A 16,327-nucleotide genomic window follows, 5' to 3' on the forward strand; every position below is an offset into this window, starting at 1 on the left:
AATCCAGGCTTTATACCTTGCCTGGCTGTCCTTTCCCAGGGGTCTGACCCGAAATATTGGCGGCTTTCATCACGACACGAGCCGCTTTATCCCCGGTGGCGTCTAATGAACAGTGCCGCAAAGCCCACGCCCGCAAATCAGCCGTGTCCAGATTACCCGACAGTACCCGACGCATCCCGCGAACAACCGCGTCCACCCGCCACGGCAGAGCGAGCCCCAACCGATGCGTGGCGATATCCCGGGCGGCCGGTCCCACCCCGGCGAAAAGCACCGGCGTGCCGCAAGCCAAGGCGGCATAAACCTTAGTGGGATAGGCACTGTCATAGCCGGTGTCGGGCTTCAGGGACACCAGGGCAGCCGCCGCTTGACGCTGCCACGCGGCGGCCGAAGCCGGGTCTGTTTGCGCAAAAAACACCAATCCCCGGGGCAACCGTGCAGCGCGGGCTTGCAAGGCCGGCCAGGCCGAGCCCTGTCCCAGGAACAGCAACCTTGCCTGCGGAAAATCCTGTCTGACCTGGTCGAATGCTTCTAGGAACACTTCGGCTCCCTGCCACTCGGAGGCCGTGCCAGCATAGACCAGCCAGTCGCCATCCCCCGGATTAGCGCCCGCTAGGGGCTCCGGAACCGCGCCTTGGTCAGTGAAAACCTCGGTGTCGATGCCGTTGGGTACCACCACAACGTGACGCGCCCCCAGGGCGCGGACGCGGCACGCCCCGTCTTCGGTAGGGGTTAACACCACAGCCGCGCCGCGCAAAACCCAGGATTCCACCCCACGTAAGGCTTGCACCACCACTGCGGGCACCGCCATGGCTGCAGCCGCATCCGACCAGATATCCGCCGCATAGAACACATAGGGACGTCGACGCAACCAGCTGAGCACCCGCACCACCAGGCCGGTGGTGGGTGGGGGCTCCACCACGTACACTCGGGGCGCAGGCATAAACAGCAAGCGGAAAAACGCGGGAATGTCGAAGGACAGATAGGAAAGATACCCGCGAATATACCCGGTTTTGTCCCGTTTGGCTTGCACCCGGCGAATCCGCACCCCGGAAAGGTCGTCCATGTCACAGTGAGCCTGCCGGTCATGCCCCGGGGCAGGAATCGTGGTCAACACGTCCACTGTTACCCCGTGCGCGTGCAGGGCTTTTGTTAGCGCGGCCAACCGGAAAGACGCGGCGGCCGGTTCAGGGGCGAAAATCCGCGAGACAATCTGAATATCGGGCACTGCTCTCAGCCTTTATGGTTCTTTCGTATCTACCTTGTAGTGTATGTCAAGGCTTGACGGGTCTGGTTCGCAGACACCGCCGCCACACCCCCCAACGCAGTCACGTTCTTGGCTTTCAAGCGGCTGATTTCCTCGCCGACCCTGCTGTCAAGGGTAGCGCTAGTGGCGTTGGACAGCAGCAAAATCGGCCCGCCAGTCAGAATCCCACCAGCCACAGCATCCACTGGGTTTTTCCCGGAAGCCAAAAAAACATGTTCAGCACCATTAGGATACCCGTATCGGCTAATTTGCCGGGAAGTATGGTAACGATCCGCCCCGGCAATCCGTTCGGTAGTGCGTCCCTCCCCAGCTTCTTGCAGTATCTGAGAAGAAACCGCGTTATTCCCACCTAAAGCAACTACCCGTGCGGGGTTGATGATGTTAATCGCGGTTTTAACAGCGGCTGGAAGGGTCCCTCGGGTTGGTACCAGCAACACCGGTCCATCCGTTAAAGAGCCCGCCGCCAAAGCATCAATCCCCTGGCTCTGTTCCGCCAAATAGACGGTTTTCATCTGCGGGTTAGCCTTTATAACAGCCTTTGCGATTTCCGCTGCTGTTGCCCCCCGGTCAGCACCCGCTAGACGGGAAGTGACGGCATTGCCAGACACGGCGGACAGCGTAGAGTCAGCAATCGCCCCCGAGCCACCCAAGGCTATCACTTGTTTAGCTCCGGCCGAAGCAATGTAGTTCGAAACCTGGTTTAGCGCCTTGCTATTGTGACTGACCAGCACAATCGGCCCGTCAGTCAGGGCACCCCCGGCCAAAGCATCAGCAGTGTTGTCAGCGCGTGCCACATAGACAGTTTTACTTCCTTTAGGGAAAGCATAAGAGGCAATAGAAATAGAGGTTTCCACGCGATTCGCCCCAGCCAGTTGGGTGGGGATACCCCGCGCCAGCTGTTCACGCTCTGCCGGGTTCTCTTGTGGATTCTTCATGGTATAGCCCGGAGCGGCAATATATTCCGCGATTTTCTTGCGAACTTCCGGCAGATAGTCATAAAAAGCTTGGCCAGGACAGCTGGTGGCAACCAAGTCGCGGTGTCCCGAAACCACGGGCGCGTAAATCACATTGCCTTTGTCGTTGACAATCGGGGTGGAAAGATTCAGGGGATTCAATCCCACCGGCAATTTATACGTAATCACCTTTGCTACCGTGGCAATGGCGGCATCAGAAGGTCGGAAATCCGTGTAGTTTCCCAAAACGGAAATCCCGAAGGTGGATTTATTCACCCCCAAGGCGTGTCCGCCCACACTGTTATACGACCAGAAATCCCCGGCGCGTCCTTGCCAGGCACGCCCGTAGTTATCTACCAGCACGTTGTATCCAATATCGCCCCACCCCAGGCTCACCGCGTGATAGCGGTAGATGGAACGCAAAATTCCCGGTACTGCTTCTGCGGGGTAGTCGTTTTGTCCGGCGGTGTGGTGAATCACTGCAGCCTGAACATTTCCAGGTTCCACCTGCCAACGCATCCAGCTAGGATTAGCGCCCCAAGCCTCGCGGCTCAACAGTTCCACCGGTCCGGGTACCTCGGGAACCTGCGCCCAGAGGCTAGTGGGACTGGGGGGAGTCACGTTTTGCCCCGAGTCATCAATGCTGTCGTTGTCATTGGCTTTTTCGCCGTCCTTCCCACCGGCTTGTCCAGGGACAGTTTTGGACGGCTTGGTTCCAGCGGCAGTTTCTCCTTTGGCGGGCAGGGCGAATTTACGATCCGCCACGCGGGTTCCCGGGTCAATAATCTGCAGTTGCGGGCGAACCTTTGTGGTGGATTCTGCCATAATCAAGGCGATTTCAGCTTTGGCCGAGTTGGTTACCACCCAAGCATCGGTAGCACTGGTGACCCCGTCCTTGGCCGTGTCAACCTCGTCACCAACATTCTGCCACTTGGTCCATTTTCCGCCTTTAAAAGTCCGCCCCAACACCGCCACAGGTTGTGCTCCCTGCGCTGGCCACCGCGCGGCCACCAGCGCCACGGGGGAAGTCAGATTTGCTGTGGCACTAAGTTTCGCGGTCTCTCCGAGATTGGCATACCCAGCAGCGAATTTTGTGGTGATGCGCCGCCCGTCAGGGGCATAGCTAACTTCGCCTTCCGCAGCGTTAAACTCGTTTACTTTCGCGCTCAGTTCCGCTGTGGACAGCCCCGGCAAGGATTTCACAGTTTTGAAACTATAGCTTAGGGTGTCGCTGCCGGGACGATCAATCATGGCGTCGGGCACCGCCACCGCTTGACCGGTAGCGGCCAAGCCCAGCATCGCGGCTACGGACACAGAAACACTCCATTTTCTACCTGTCCCGGCCTGCCGCGAGACCCCAATTCCAGCCAAAAATATTCTCAGCTTCCCCATACAAAAATGCCTTCCTTATAAATAAAACACTCTTTTGAAACTTACTACGATTCCCCCAGCTGCGCTATGCCAAAAAGCCGCGTGTTTCTAAAAAAGCCCGCGAACGTGACACAATGAAACCGTGAGTGAAAACGTGTCTGTCCACCGTGACGGCGGTGCCGGCGAGGAAGTCGCCCTCGTCGTGCCGGTTTACAACGAAGGCGCGGTGATAGCGGAAGTAATCAACGCTACCCGTGCGACTTTCCCCCATATCATCGCGGTGGATGATGGTTGCACCGACGACTCGGCCGCCCTGGCTCACCGGGCAGGGGCGACGGTACTGCACCACGCGGTTAATCTGGGGCAGGGTGCCGCCTTACAAACCGGGATTTCGTTCTTTTTGCAACACACCGATTTTCCCTACCTGGCGACTTTCGATTCCGATGGGCAACACGACCCGACCGATGTGGTGGCAATGTGGGAACAAGCCAAGCGTGACGACTTGGACATTGTTTTTGGTTCGCGGTTCCTCTCGACCCACCAAGAAATGGGTTTACCCAAGAAGATTGTTTTAAAAACAGCCGCCTGGGTGACCGCTAAAAGCACCAAGATGCGCTTGACAGATGCCCACAATGGGTTGCGTCTGCTCAGCCGTCGTGCCGCCGCTTCGCTGCATTTGCATCAAAATCGGATGGCGCATGCCTCCGAGATTGTGGCGCAGCTGGGTCGCTCCGGACTGCCCTGGGCCGAGGCACCGGTAAATATCCGTTACACGGCGTATTCCAAGGCCAAAGGCCAGTCCCTGTGGAATTCCATAAACATTGTGGCTGACTTGATTATGGGGGTGCGTTAAAGTGTTTTCACTCAGTTGGGTCGTCACGCCCGCCTGGAACCTGGCTTCGATTTCCCACTTAGGGATAAAGGTGGTTTTGCTGGTAGCGGTGGTTTTCGGGTTGGTCTATGTGTCGCGTCTTAAGGGAGCCCGAAACCTAGCGATGCGGCGTATCTTGGCGGCTTTATTCGCGGTTGGGGCGGCTTTGGCGATTATTTTCCCAAACCTCATCTCGGCGGTGGCACGGTTCCTAGGGGTGGGTCGCGGCACGGATTTGCTGTTATATTCCCTGGTCGTGGTGGTGGTCGCGACTTGGCTGGTGCAGTGGCGCTACAACATAGCGGTTCAGGCGCGGATTACTGAATTGACCCGCTCGCTAGCCTTGGCTAATCCGGAATATCCGATGGCACCTCGTGAATCCGACCCCAACCACCGCGACCCGTTACCGCCCAACGATTCTTCACCCAACGGAACTGGCGGCGCGGATTCATGAGTCGCTTGGAGAAAATTCACGCGTAAATTACTTCCGCCGCAAAATGGCGAGGCGCAATTTCAAGCCCAACCCTATCAACGCCAAGAGTGGCCTCCAATAGATTTGAGGATAGAGGTGCCGTAGAAATATCAGCGTCGACTCGTGGTGGGCACGCAGCGCTCGCGGGTTCGGCGTGCTGCGGACGGGTGGGTTCGGCGTGCTGAAAGTGTTGCGGGAGTTGGAACCGTCGAGTGGCGTTTGCGCGTCGATCGCGTTGCGGCGGATGCATGAGGTGCCAGTCCCAGCCGTGACGTTCCCCGTCGAAGCACCCTGGTCGTGAATCACAGCCACGCCAGCCGCCAACAAGGCCGTTTTCCCCAAGCGTCGCCGCGCCTTAAGGCATAAATCCGCGTCCTCGAAGTACATGAAGAAACTGGGGTCGAAACCGTGCAAGACCCGCCAATCCGCGCGGCGCCACACCTGGCAAGCCCCGGAAACCCAGTCCACCGTGCAGTTTTCATTTCCGCGCCACGCTCGCCCCCAATACGCCTGAGTCCAGGGATTACCCGGCCACCACCAGCCAAACAGCGCATGACCGATTCCCACCGAGAAATACGGGAAAGACCGACCGGTGGGATAGCGCGTGCCAGACTGGTCAACCAACGCCGGACCTACCACCGCCGCCTGGGGATGGGCAACAGCTGCGTCCAGGAGGGCATCTAATGAATCCGGCAAAAACCGCAGGTCAGGATTAGCTAATACCACCCAGGGTTCGCTGGCCACCCCGTTTACCCGCAGCGCGACCCCCAGATTAGAGGCCACCCCGAAACCGGGGTTATCCGGACGGGAAACATAGGCGGCACCAGCGGTTTTACAGATTTGCTGCAGTTCGGCATCCGGGGCTTCCGAGTTATCCACCACCACCGCTTGTACCCGTCGGTGGGTGGCCGCCGGCAGGCTTTCCAGCAGATTGCGCACTTGGGTGGCGCTGTGATACGCCACACAGACCACCCGTATTTCCGGGTTAGGGCGCACGGTGGGGCTCATGATTGGTTTACCTCCTTTGGGGGTTTCCGGCTGGAAAAATAAGGTAAAACCGCCGGCTTGGGCTTGCCCGAGCGGGCAAATCACACCCAACCAGTTTACAATAGCCAGGTGATAACGAAGCGACACCCCATAGCCTCTCACGCCCTGGCGTTGCCCCCGACACGTCACCCATGGCGGATTCTGGTCAGTATTGTCGTGTTCCTGGTGATTTTCGGCCTGTCGTTTGTGACGATGGTGATGGCCGATGTGTCGTCTTGGGCAAAAAAAGTTGATATCAGTTCCATGCTGGGCACAGAACACCGCAAGGAAAAACCCAAAGACCCCCAGGACAGTTTTGCGAACCGGGATTTGAATGTGCTGGTTATCGGCACGGATTACCGGGCGCATAAGGAATACGACGAACGTGGGCAGTTGGTGGTGGGTATGCGCTCGGATACCACTTTATTGGCGCATATCAGCGCCAATCGCCAGCGAATCGAGATTATGTCGATCCCCCGCGACCTGATGGTGGATCGACCCGAATGCAGCTACCAAGATGGACACACCGAGCCTGCCTCGCTGCGGAAAGTCCAGTTCAACTCGGTGTTTTCCCTGCTCAGCCAGGACAAGTTTATTGCCCCGGGCACGGCTTGCACGATTAAAGCCGTCGAGAAGTTGACGGGAGTGTATATTGACCAGTTCGTGGTGGTGGATTTTGATGGTTTCCAAAACATGGTGGCGGCCTTGGGTGGGGTGCCGATGTGTTTCGAGAATCCATTAAAGGATCGCTTGGCGGGGTTGGATGTTCCCGCCGGGTGCCACACGCTTGACCCGGTACAGGCCTTGGCTTTTGCCCGGGCGCGTAAGGGCATCGGGGACGGGTCGGATATTGGACGTATCGGGCGACAACAGCAGCTGGTCGGCGCCATGATGAAAGAAGCCAAGAGTCGCAACTTGTTAACGGATTTACCCAGTTTGTACGCTTTCTTGAAAGCGGGGATGAAGTCTTTGACTACCTCGGAAGAATTTGGTTCAGCCACCAATATGGGTGGTTTAGCCGTGTCTTTGGCGAAAATTAAGCCGGAGAATATTCGGTTCTATACCCTGCCTTTCGGTGAATATCCCCCCGACCCGGCACGGGTAGCGGTGGCGGATAATGCTGATGAGATGTTCAAGGCTTTGCGGGCGGACACACCGATTCCTTCGATTTTCTCGTATCAAGACCTGGATGGCAAACAGGTAGAGGCCACCCCGGAAGCCAGCGCTGACCCCGATGCGTCGAATTCTTCGCGGACAAGCGGTGATTCCGATGGATCCAGTGTGGAATCTGGGCAATCCAACAGTTTAAGCGATACCGGTGACTTGACTAGCAGGCACAACGGTTCCGATACTTCCATAAATAGGTACGACAGCGGTACTTCCAGGGGTTCGCGCTGATGAATCGACCGCCCAGTTTTCCCCCTCCCGCAGCAACCGGAAACGCCGACTCAACTGCGGGTCGCGTTGGGGAACGCGCTGCGGATCAGCCGGTGGTTCCGGGCGCGGCTTCATTAGGTGCTTCCGCCGGGGCGCCCTCCCGTCGAAACGCTATCCCAATCGGCAATCCCCTCATGAACCGGGACAACACGACCGCCCCGGCGGCGCACCCAAGCCAAGCCCTCATGAACCCAACCGATAGCAACTACCCGCCGAACCCGGCGGCCGACAAGAACACGAGCGACGCCGAATTCGCTCTGCCCCCAGCGTTTCCGCCGCGAAACCCACTCGAAACACCGCCTGCCCCGACCCACGCTCCCGGCGCAATCCCCACTGCTCTGCCCCCAAGTTTTCCAGCGGCATCCCTCGAATTTCCGCCCGACGAACCGCCAATCCCAAAGAACCAGCCGCGTCCCGTTGCAAAGACCCGCGTGTGCCACCCGCGGCGCAGATTTTTCTTGGTGTTCCTGGCCGTGATGCTGGTGGCGGCCTTGGCCGTAGTGTTTTGGGGATTGTTCTTGGTGCAGCGAGTTGAGAGCCAAATTGGACGGGTGGACGCGCTGAGTGGGGCGGCGGCCACCCCCGGCACGACTTGGTTGATAGCCGGGTCAGATTCCCGCGAAGGCTTGATTAACGATGGCACCGAGGGCGAGCGTTCCGACTCGATTCTGTTGGTACACCAAGCTCCGGGTGGGCAAGCTGCGATGGTTTCCCTGCCGCGCGATACCTATACCGAGATTCCCGGCAAAGGTGCGGCAAAGCTGAATGCCGCGTTTTCCTGGGGTGGCGCGCCACTGTTGGTGCAAAGCGTGGAGGGCTTGACCGGGCTGACTGTGAATCACTATGTTCAGGTAGGCATGAGTGGCGTGTCGCGGATTGTGGACGCGGTTGGTGGGGTGAATGTCTGTTGGGATCAATCATTTCACGACCGTTTCACGGCATTGGATTGGCAAGCGGGGTGCCACGATGTGGATGGGCGTACGGCTTTGTTGTTTTCCCGGATGCGGTATTCGGATCCCACCGGGGACATTGGCCGTACGAAACGTCAGCGCCTGGTGATTTCGGCGGTGTTAAAGAAGGCTGTGAGTCGCGAAGTGCTTGTTTCGCCGTCGCGCCAGTTGGCCTTGGCGGATGCGGGCGCAACAGCTTTGTCGATTGACCGCGAGACGAAAACCTGGGATGTGGCGCGCCTAGTGTTGGCGATGCGCCGGGCTTCTGGAGACGGGATGCAGGGGGTGCCACCGATTGCCTCGGTTGGTTACAATCCCGGGCACGGCGTGGGCTCCACGGTGTTGCTGGATCGGGAAAAAGCCCCGGTTTTCTTCGAGAAACTGACGGCCGGAACCCTGTCACCCGCCGACTTTCAGCCCTCTGCGACGCGCGGCACAAGCCGCACTTCGACGCAGTCGTAGTGTAGCGCCGTAAAAACGGCAACGATTTGCCGTTTTAGGTGAAACTCCTGGCTCCTGTCAGCGTGGTATCCCGCCCAGGGTTGCTTGCGGGACAAAAACAGCGTTGAGCACGTGGTGAGTTGGCTTATCCTCTGTTCCTCGGCCGGTGGCGGAACCCTGAATCAGTTTGACGAGGATATCAGCCGCGATTCGGCCTTTCTCTGCTATGGGCTGTCTAATTGTGGTCAGGACTGGGCTGGAATACCCATAATCAGGAATACCGTCGTAGCCGGTAACGGATAAATCTCTCGGCACCAGCAGCCCGCTATCTTGGGCAGCGCGAATTGCTCCTCGGGCTATAACATCACTGAAGGCAATAATAACCGTGGGGTTTATGGCTCGTTGTAACTCGTGGAACGCCTTAATGCCCCCCTCGTAGGTACTGGGAGCTTGGTAAACAGCCAGGTTGTTTTCGTCTAATGTCACCGCATGAGACGCAAAGGCGGCCACGATTTTTTCCATGCGCTGCCCCATTACACCGTGCCAGTTTTTGTATGATTTCCCCAGTTTGGTTTCGATAGCTGCAATCCCGAATCGCTGGTGTCCCTGTTCTAAAACCCTGGTGACTAGCTGGGCGATGGCCTCATCGTCTTGGATTTCTACCGTAGGAACTTCCAGGGAAGCCTGGGGGTCAATCACCACTAAGGGGATGTGTTTGCTGGCAATCTCTACCACCTCGCTACGTTCCTTTTCTAAACCAGAAATGATGAATCCGTCCACGGCGGCGGTAGGAATGGCTTTTAGGGTGGATTCTTCAAATGGCGGCACCAGCAGCAAGGCATAACCTTGTTCCTGGCAAACCTCACCTATGCCCTGTATTAGCAGTGAATAGTAGGGATTTTTTAGCGCTACATCGATGTTTTGCGGCAGCAACAGCCCCAGCGCCCCGGTGGTGTTGGTGCGCATGGAGCGTGCTGCCGCGTTTCTGACATAGCCCAGGTTCGCCGCCACCTCAAGGATGCGTTCACGAGTTGCTTCGGAGAGCTTAGCGGGGTTGTTGTAGGCGAAAGACACTGCGGTTTTAGACACGCCAGCAATTTTCGCAATGTCATTTATCGTCACCCTGCTATTCATAGCGATTCACGAATCCTCGGTGTTGAAAAACGAGCTAGCCTCAACACAACTGCGGTGTTTTGATTAGTGCCTTCCATTGTGTTTCGTCGATTATCCCTTCTAATAACAGCGGATGCGAGTCATCCAAACGATAGCTCTCGCCTAAGACTCCCGGCAATCCATACAGACAACGGGCTTGTTTCAATGGTACTTGAGTCAAGGCAACATTTCTGCCGCTGCCGCGATGCAGCAACAGCACCGCACCCCGGTCTCGATATTTCCTTACGACCATGAGGGTATTGGCATCTATCGCCTTGACTTGCTGGCTGCCTTTTTGTAGCACATCGGATTGGCTGCGGGCTTTTAGTAACCCGGTAACCAGATTCCTGGTGTCGGTGTTCCAGCGGTTGGTATTCCACTCCATGCCGGCGCGACAGCCAGGGTCGTTTTCGCCAAGCATCCCATTTTCATCCCCATAGTACAGCACGGGGGTTCCCACCAGGGAATACAGCAGGGCAAAGGCTTGGGCTATTGCTGACTGGCGGTTCTTGGCTCGCGTGGCCACGCGTTCGGTGTCGTGGCTGTCGAGCAGGTTAAACATACTGGTGCGGTGGCTTTCCGGAATCCGATTGTGCAGTTTGTTGACCCCGGCGGCGAACTGGAAGGCATCTAGGGATTCGTCCGCGCTAAAGGCCAAAATTAGGTCTCGCAGCGTGTAGTTCATTACTCCGTCCATCAAATCGGTTTCCAGCCACGGCACGGGGTCTCGCCAGTCTTCGGCCACCAGATATTTGTCATCACCAAAGGTCTTGACAGTATCATGGAATTCGCGCCAGAAGCTCATGTTAACATAATACGGCACATCCAAGCGCCACCCGTCAATCCCCCGGTTCAACCAGTATTTCGCGACTTCCAGGTGATGCCTACGCACTTCCGGGTTGTAGACGTTCCATTTCGGCAGGTAGTAGCACCCGGAGCAGGTTTTATAGTTGCAGCTGTCGGATTGGGATATCACCGGGAAGCCTTCCACGAAAAACCAGTTGACATACTTGGAATCGGCACCGTGGCGCATAACATCGCGGAAATATTTGTGTCCATTGCCGCAGTGGTTGAACACCCCATCCAGAATCACCCGAATTCCCAGGTCATGAGCCTTGGTAATCAACGCAGCGAAGGTATCCAAATCCCCCAGCTGCGGGTCAATGGCGAAGTAATCCACGGCATCGTAGCGGTGATTGGTACACGCGGCGAAAATCGGGTTTAAATACAGCGCGTTAATGTGCATATCCGCCAGGTACGGCAAGTGTTGAATAATGCCCGGTAAATCCCCACCCAGGAAATTGTCATAGCTGGGTTTGGTGTCCCAGGGGTCAATTTGGGGCGGGTTTAGAGCCGGGTTCCCGTTAGCGAAACGTTCGGGGAAAATCTGGTAGAAGTTGGCAGAGGCTATCCAAGCGGGAGCGTTCATGAGAGGTTTCCTTTCATTTTTGGTAGTTTTAGTCTTTTCGACGGTTTTAGTCTTTTAGCCCCGTAGCGGCGATGCCACGCTCCAGGGCTTTTTGGAAGAATATGAAGACGATGACGCTGGGTAGCGTGGCGGTTAGGGTTCCGGCCATCAGGTAGTTCCACGAGGTGCCATATCTGCCGACGAAGCCGTTGAGCCCGATTTGGATAGTGCGCATGTCTTCCGCATTGGTTACTAGCAGGGGCCAGAGAAAATCATTCCAGGCAAATAGGAAAGAAAATATGGCTAAAGTCGCCAGGGCTGGTTTCGCTAGCGGCATCAGTATACGGTAGTAGATTTGCCACGAGGAACATCCGTCAATCCGGGCGGCCTCGTCGAGTTCCATCGGAATGGTCGAAAAATACTGTCGCAACAGGATAATCCCGAACACATCCGCCAGGCGCGGGACGATTAAGGCCGCAAAGGTGTCTATCCACCCCAGTTTAGCCACGATAGCGTAGGCCGGGATGATGGTTACAAAACTTGGCACCATCAGCGCTGCCAACAGGACGATGAATATGACTTTCTTGCCGGGGAATTTCAACCTGGCAAAAGCGAATGCAGCCAATGAGTCGAACACCAGGTGCCCCACCACGATTCCCGCCGCCATCAGCATCGAGTTCAGGTAATAGCGGGCAAAAGGCGCGTTTTGCCAGGCCTGCAGGTAGTTTTCCCAATGCCAGGAAGTCGGGATTATCGACTGGGCGGTATAGGTTTCGGCCTTGCTCTGCAAAGAAGTGGTGATCATCCACAAAAACGGCACCAAAATCGTGAATGACCCAAGGATTAGTACCGCGTGCCTCACCAAATTTGTGGGGTGCCGGTGGTGGGGTTTTTCATGAGGTGTAAATTCAGTTTTCTGGCTCATTTTTCCTCCGTTCCGCTAAACTTCCACTGCACCAGCGTGACCACCAGCACTAACACCAATGTCACCAGGGAAATCGCGGTGCCGTAGCCGAAATTTCCCAGCCGGAAGGCTTGACGGTACATCATCATGCCCAGCACATCCGTACCACCGCGCGGCCCGCCTTCGGTAAAGACATACACCAGGTCGAAGGCTTGGAAACTGTTGATTAGCGCTTGCACTACTACAAAGAATGTCATCGGACGCAACAGGGGTACTGTCATGAAGCGAATCTGTTGTAACTTGTTGGCACCGTCTATCTCGGCGGCCTCGAAGACTGAGCGCGGCAGACCCTGCAGGGCGGTCAGATACAGCACAATGTTGAATCCCAAATTCTTCCACACGGTCAGCAAGGTCAGTGCTGCCAGGGCTATCCAGCGGTTTTGTAGCCAATCTGGGCCGGTTATTCCCAAGTGTCCCAGCCAGTTATTGACCAGGCCCGAATCATCCAACATGTATTTCCATACAATCGACACCGCAACCGAGGAAGTCACCACCGGCAGGAAATAAATCGTGCGATATATGCCGCGCCCCCTAATGGGCGCGTCCAAAAGAATAGCGAAAACTAAACCGGTGAGGACAGAAAGCACCGACACGCCGGCAGCATAGATAACGGTAACTGTGAGGGAGTTCCAAAACTCTGGGTTTTTGGCCAGGTTCAAATAGTTATCTAAGCCCACGAAAGGCATTTCGGGGTTGAACCCATCCCAACTGGACAGGCTCATATAAGCCGCCGCCACGATGGGATAGAACACGAAGATTCCCAAAATCACCAATGCTGGAATCAGCATCGCATACGCGGTGATGACTTGTTCTTTGCCGCTGGCGCTGCTCATGCGCCGGCGTGCCGGTGCTTGCTGCCTAGTCATTGTTACTTCTTACCTTTGGCAATAACATCATTGACGGCTTTTTCGGCATTGGTAAGCGCTTCCTCAACGCTTAGGTCACCGGCAAAAGCCTTTTCCATTTCTTTGGCAAAAGCCATCGAAATCTGGGGGTACAGCGGGGTGTTAGGACGCGCCTTGGCGTACTTCATCTGTTCAACAAAGGGCATGAGGCGCTTTTCGTTTTTCTCCACCCAAGACCGGTATTCCTCGCCACTAGCAATCGAATTCCGTACGGGAATGAACCCCGTCTTTTCGTTCCAATCAATCATTTGCGCATCATCAAGGAACCAAGACAGGAACTTGCCCGCTGCCGCCACTTTCTTGGCATCGTTATCGAAAATCATGGCCTGTTCCCCACCCAGATTAGTAACTTGTTTACCGCCCTCGGGAACCGGCAGTTGGGCTACGTCAAAATCAAACGGCGGGTCGGCTGCCCAGATTCCTACCATCCAGGAGCCTTCTTGGGCGGAGCCGCCCTGTCCTTTTTCAAACTTGCCCCAAGAAGCATAGGGGCTAATACCAGCCTTAATCAGGTCAACCCAGAACTGGGCGGCTTTCTTGCCTTCCGGGGTGTTAAACGCCGCTTTGGAATTGTCTGCCGTCAGGAATTCTCCCCCGGCCTGCCACAGGTTCACCTGGAAGTTCCAGGTGAGTCCTTCGCCGTTGTCCCCAGCCTCGGTCAACAGGTCGTATCCGGGTTTCCCGGTTTTGTCCAGAATCTGCTTGCCCATGGTCTTTAGTTCTTCCCAGGTTTTCGGCGGCTGGTTCGGATCCAGACCCGCGTCCTTGAACAGGGTTTTGTTGTACATATAGGCCAGGTTGTTGCCGGAAACCGGCACCGAAACCTGCTTGCCGTCAATAGACCCGAAACTGGTTAAAGCCGGGTTGATATCAGCCAGTAACTTTGAGTCAAGCACTTTGGAGATATCCGCTGACTTGCCCATCTGGGCAATCTGGGGCACCCAGATTAAATCCCCAATAGAAATATCTGGCAAGCTGTTTGACGAAGCCGAAGCCCGCAACTTGGTCAGATAATCCGCATTGGGCACCGAGGTGGTAGTCACCTTGATGTCTTTGTGCTCAGAGTTGAATTTGTCCACCATCGCATCGAAGGTATCCGCGTTGGTGCCATCCCAATAGTGCCACACGCTAACTTCGGTTACCCCGCTAGCCCCAGCAGCGTTCTTAGCAGCGGGGGAAGCACCGCTGCCCCCGCAAGAACACAACGCTAATGCCGTGGCTACCATGCTGATACAAGCAATTGCCTTTTTCATTGTTCCTCTTTTCCTGTAGTTCCAGTAGTTTTGTGTTGATTAAAGCCCCAGTAGTCCTCTACTTGACCGCGTTTTCCGTGATATCCGTAGGTTTCTCTGTTTGAACTTATCCATCCCTTCATTGCAATGAATTCCTTGCATCACCTCCGGTAAAACGATTTACCAGTGCTGTCAAGAACTAATAGTAAATCGTTTTACCAAGCGTGTCAAGTGTCTATTCACCCATCCAAGATTTAGGGAAAATGCCGCCAAAAAACCCGGTTCACACTGCGGAATCCCGGGAAGCTACTGCGGACGCTTACGCCGGGCATACCCGGGCTGGCACCTCATGAAACCGAGCGAACCAGACGGGACACGCCAAGCGAAACCAAAAGAAACTAGGCAGAAGCACCACGCGGCTCGCGGAAAGTATGAATCTCGCCCGCCCCAGTCGCACCGTCAATGGCGTAAACCGAGAGCCAGCCGTCGCGCTCCACCCCGGATTCCAGATTTATCACCCCGGGATGCACGAAGTTCTCTTTGGCTTCATTGCGGTGCCCATGTAGTTGCACGATTTCAGAATCCCCCAGCTCGGGAAAATTCTTGAACTCGCGACGACACCGATAGGTATTTCCCCGGGTTCCCACCCCGAAAATAAAATAGTCATCAGGCAAATCACAGCGCCCCGTAGCGCGAATCTGGCGAATGGTCGCGGGCAGCACCCCACCGTGGGATACAAAAAATTCCCGCCCGCCAGTGCGGAAATCATAGAACGGCACCGTGGAACGATACCAATCCCCCAGCTCAGTCTTAGTGGCTCCCACTGCCAGCAACTGTTGCAAAGTCGTCTTGGTAGCAGGCTTGACTTCCCTTCCTTTAACCGCATTTAACAAGGCTCTTTCGTGATTTCCAACCACCACTGCCGAATCCAAACCTTGCAGCAGCTGCCACACCTTGCCCGCATTCGAGCCACGGTCAAATAAGTCCCCCACGAACACCCATTTGGTGTCCGGCGTGCCCAGCTCCGCCACGGCCTGCCCCAGCGCTTCGCCGCAGGACTGGACATCACCAACCACCACCACAGGACGATTCCCCAGGTCAAGCTGACGGGTCTGGAAACAATCCAGCATCTGTTGCGGGGTGATGGTTTGCGGGGGTATCAACGCCGCAAACCGGTCAAGGAAACTCTCGATGTCAGCCACCTTGTCCCCGCCACGTGCCTGGTTGCGGGCAATCAGTTCCGCGCGCGGCACCGCCGTAAAATCCACGGTCAACACGTCGTAGCCGTAGGAATCGGCCAAACTGTGCCACTGGGCACGGGCACGTTGCGAGGCATTGACCGCGTCGATAATCACGGGCGACCCCAAAAACATCAGGCTTTCGGCTTGTTCCTGGACGATACGCCGCACTAGACGTTGCAGGTGCTCGCCGACGGCCAGCACTTTCTGGCCGTCGGTGGCCGGAACATACCGGGAAAACGCGAGGCGGATGGCATCGGCGTTAACCGTGCAGTCTTCCAAATGGTTTTCACGCACAAAAGTAGTTTTCCCCGCGCCTTGCGGGCCGTACAGTATGAACATTTTGCGCATTATATCGCCACTTTCGTGTGTTTCGCCCGACGCTCTCGGGTGCGGCGCGGCGGTATCATGCGGTGGCGCGTGGGTCTCGCGGGTTCCGTTAGGTTCCCGTGGGGCTCGGTAAGTCCCTTGGGGTTCCTGCGGGTGCATGAGGTGCCAACCACAAAACCAGCGTAAGTTGCAACAATACCCTGGCCTACAACAGGTCTATTCTACAAAAATCGAGATTTTTGTAAAAAATCGAGATTTTTGTAAAAAATCGGCGCAGAAATCCTTCTCACCAGGCTTCGCGCACAATTTGACC

13 protein-coding genes are annotated in these 16,327 nt (G+C 56.2%); 4 read left to right on the top strand and 9 right to left on the bottom strand.

Translation table 11 applies throughout. The annotated features are described in order from the left end of the window. Positions 1–10: 10 nt before the first annotated feature. Both F4555_RS05630 and F4555_RS05635 read right to left on the bottom strand, forming a co-directional pair. Positions 11–1,225 carry a glycosyltransferase family 4 protein gene (locus tag F4555_RS05630; RefSeq protein ID WP_004015638.1) on the bottom strand — a complete coding sequence of 405 codons (1,215 nt, stop codon included), beginning with the start codon at positions 1,223–1,225 and terminating at the stop codon, positions 11–13. 29 nt (positions 1,226–1,254) lie between these two features. Continuing rightward, the gene (locus F4555_RS05635) at positions 1,255–3,609 is read right to left on the bottom strand and encodes a cell wall-binding repeat-containing protein (protein ID WP_115325984.1); all 2,355 of its coding nucleotides are present in this window, start codon (positions 3,607–3,609) and stop codon (positions 1,255–1,257) included. Between the two features lie 121 nt (positions 3,610–3,730). Between F4555_RS05635 and F4555_RS05640 the strand changes: the two genes are divergently transcribed. Both F4555_RS05640 and F4555_RS05645 read left to right on the top strand, forming a co-directional pair. After that, positions 3,731–4,441, top strand: coding sequence for a glycosyltransferase family 2 protein (locus F4555_RS05640; RefSeq protein WP_004012118.1), 711 nt, complete (start codon positions 3,731–3,733; stop codon positions 4,439–4,441). A gap of 1 nt (position 4,442) precedes the next feature. Next, a complete protein-coding gene (locus tag F4555_RS05645; protein WP_004012117.1) occupies positions 4,443–4,913 on the top strand; it encodes a DUF2304 domain-containing protein in 471 nt (156 codons plus the stop codon). A gap of 27 nt (positions 4,914–4,940) precedes the next feature. Here the strand turns inward: F4555_RS05645 and F4555_RS05650 are convergent, their stop codons facing one another. Then, positions 4,941–5,939, bottom strand: coding sequence for a glycosyltransferase (locus F4555_RS05650; protein ID WP_249933559.1), 999 nt, complete (start codon positions 5,937–5,939; stop codon positions 4,941–4,943). 108 nt (positions 5,940–6,047) lie between these two features. Between F4555_RS05650 and F4555_RS05655 the strand changes: the two genes are divergently transcribed. Both F4555_RS05655 and F4555_RS05660 read left to right on the top strand, forming a co-directional pair. Continuing rightward, positions 6,048–7,355 carry an LCP family protein gene (locus F4555_RS05655; protein WP_004015634.1) on the top strand — a complete coding sequence of 436 codons (1,308 nt, stop codon included), beginning with the start codon at positions 6,048–6,050 and terminating at the stop codon, positions 7,353–7,355. Then, positions 7,355–8,806 carry an LCP family protein gene (locus tag F4555_RS05660; RefSeq protein ID WP_004015633.1) on the top strand — a complete coding sequence of 484 codons (1,452 nt, stop codon included), beginning with the start codon at positions 7,355–7,357 and terminating at the stop codon, positions 8,804–8,806. The genes F4555_RS05655 and F4555_RS05660 overlap by 1 nt, the downstream gene beginning before the upstream one ends. Before the next feature lie 57 nt (positions 8,807–8,863). On the opposite strand, the gene F4555_RS05665 is transcribed toward F4555_RS05660, so the two are convergent. The 6 genes from F4555_RS05665 to F4555_RS05690 form a co-directional block, all read right to left on the bottom strand. Then, positions 8,864–9,919, bottom strand: coding sequence for a LacI family DNA-binding transcriptional regulator (locus tag F4555_RS05665; RefSeq protein WP_004012113.1), 1,056 nt, complete (start codon positions 9,917–9,919; stop codon positions 8,864–8,866). Positions 9,920–9,959: 40 nt separating this feature from the next. After that, the gene (locus tag F4555_RS05670) at positions 9,960–11,366 is read right to left on the bottom strand and encodes a glycoside hydrolase family 13 protein (RefSeq protein WP_004015631.1); all 1,407 of its coding nucleotides are present in this window, start codon (positions 11,364–11,366) and stop codon (positions 9,960–9,962) included. A gap of 46 nt (positions 11,367–11,412) precedes the next feature. Next, positions 11,413–12,270, bottom strand: coding sequence for a carbohydrate ABC transporter permease (locus tag F4555_RS05675; protein ID WP_115325983.1), 858 nt, complete (start codon positions 12,268–12,270; stop codon positions 11,413–11,415). Then, positions 12,267–13,175 carry a carbohydrate ABC transporter permease gene (locus F4555_RS05680; RefSeq protein ID WP_115325982.1) on the bottom strand — a complete coding sequence of 303 codons (909 nt, stop codon included), beginning with the start codon at positions 13,173–13,175 and terminating at the stop codon, positions 12,267–12,269. The genes F4555_RS05675 and F4555_RS05680 overlap by 4 nt, the downstream gene beginning before the upstream one ends. Positions 13,176–13,177: 2 nt before the next feature. Beyond that, complete coding sequence (locus tag F4555_RS05685; protein ID WP_004012109.1) at positions 13,178–14,467, bottom strand: ABC transporter substrate-binding protein; 1,290 nt, start codon at positions 14,465–14,467, stop codon at positions 13,178–13,180. Positions 14,468–14,844: 377 nt separating this feature from the next. Next, positions 14,845–16,026, bottom strand: coding sequence for an AAA family ATPase (locus F4555_RS05690; protein WP_231282870.1), 1,182 nt, complete (start codon positions 16,024–16,026; stop codon positions 14,845–14,847). Positions 16,027–16,327 lie beyond the last annotated feature (301 nt).

This window comes from Mobiluncus mulieris (genome assembly GCF_014204735.1).
Classification (GTDB): Bacteria; Actinomycetota; Actinomycetes; order Actinomycetales; family Actinomycetaceae; genus Mobiluncus; species Mobiluncus mulieris.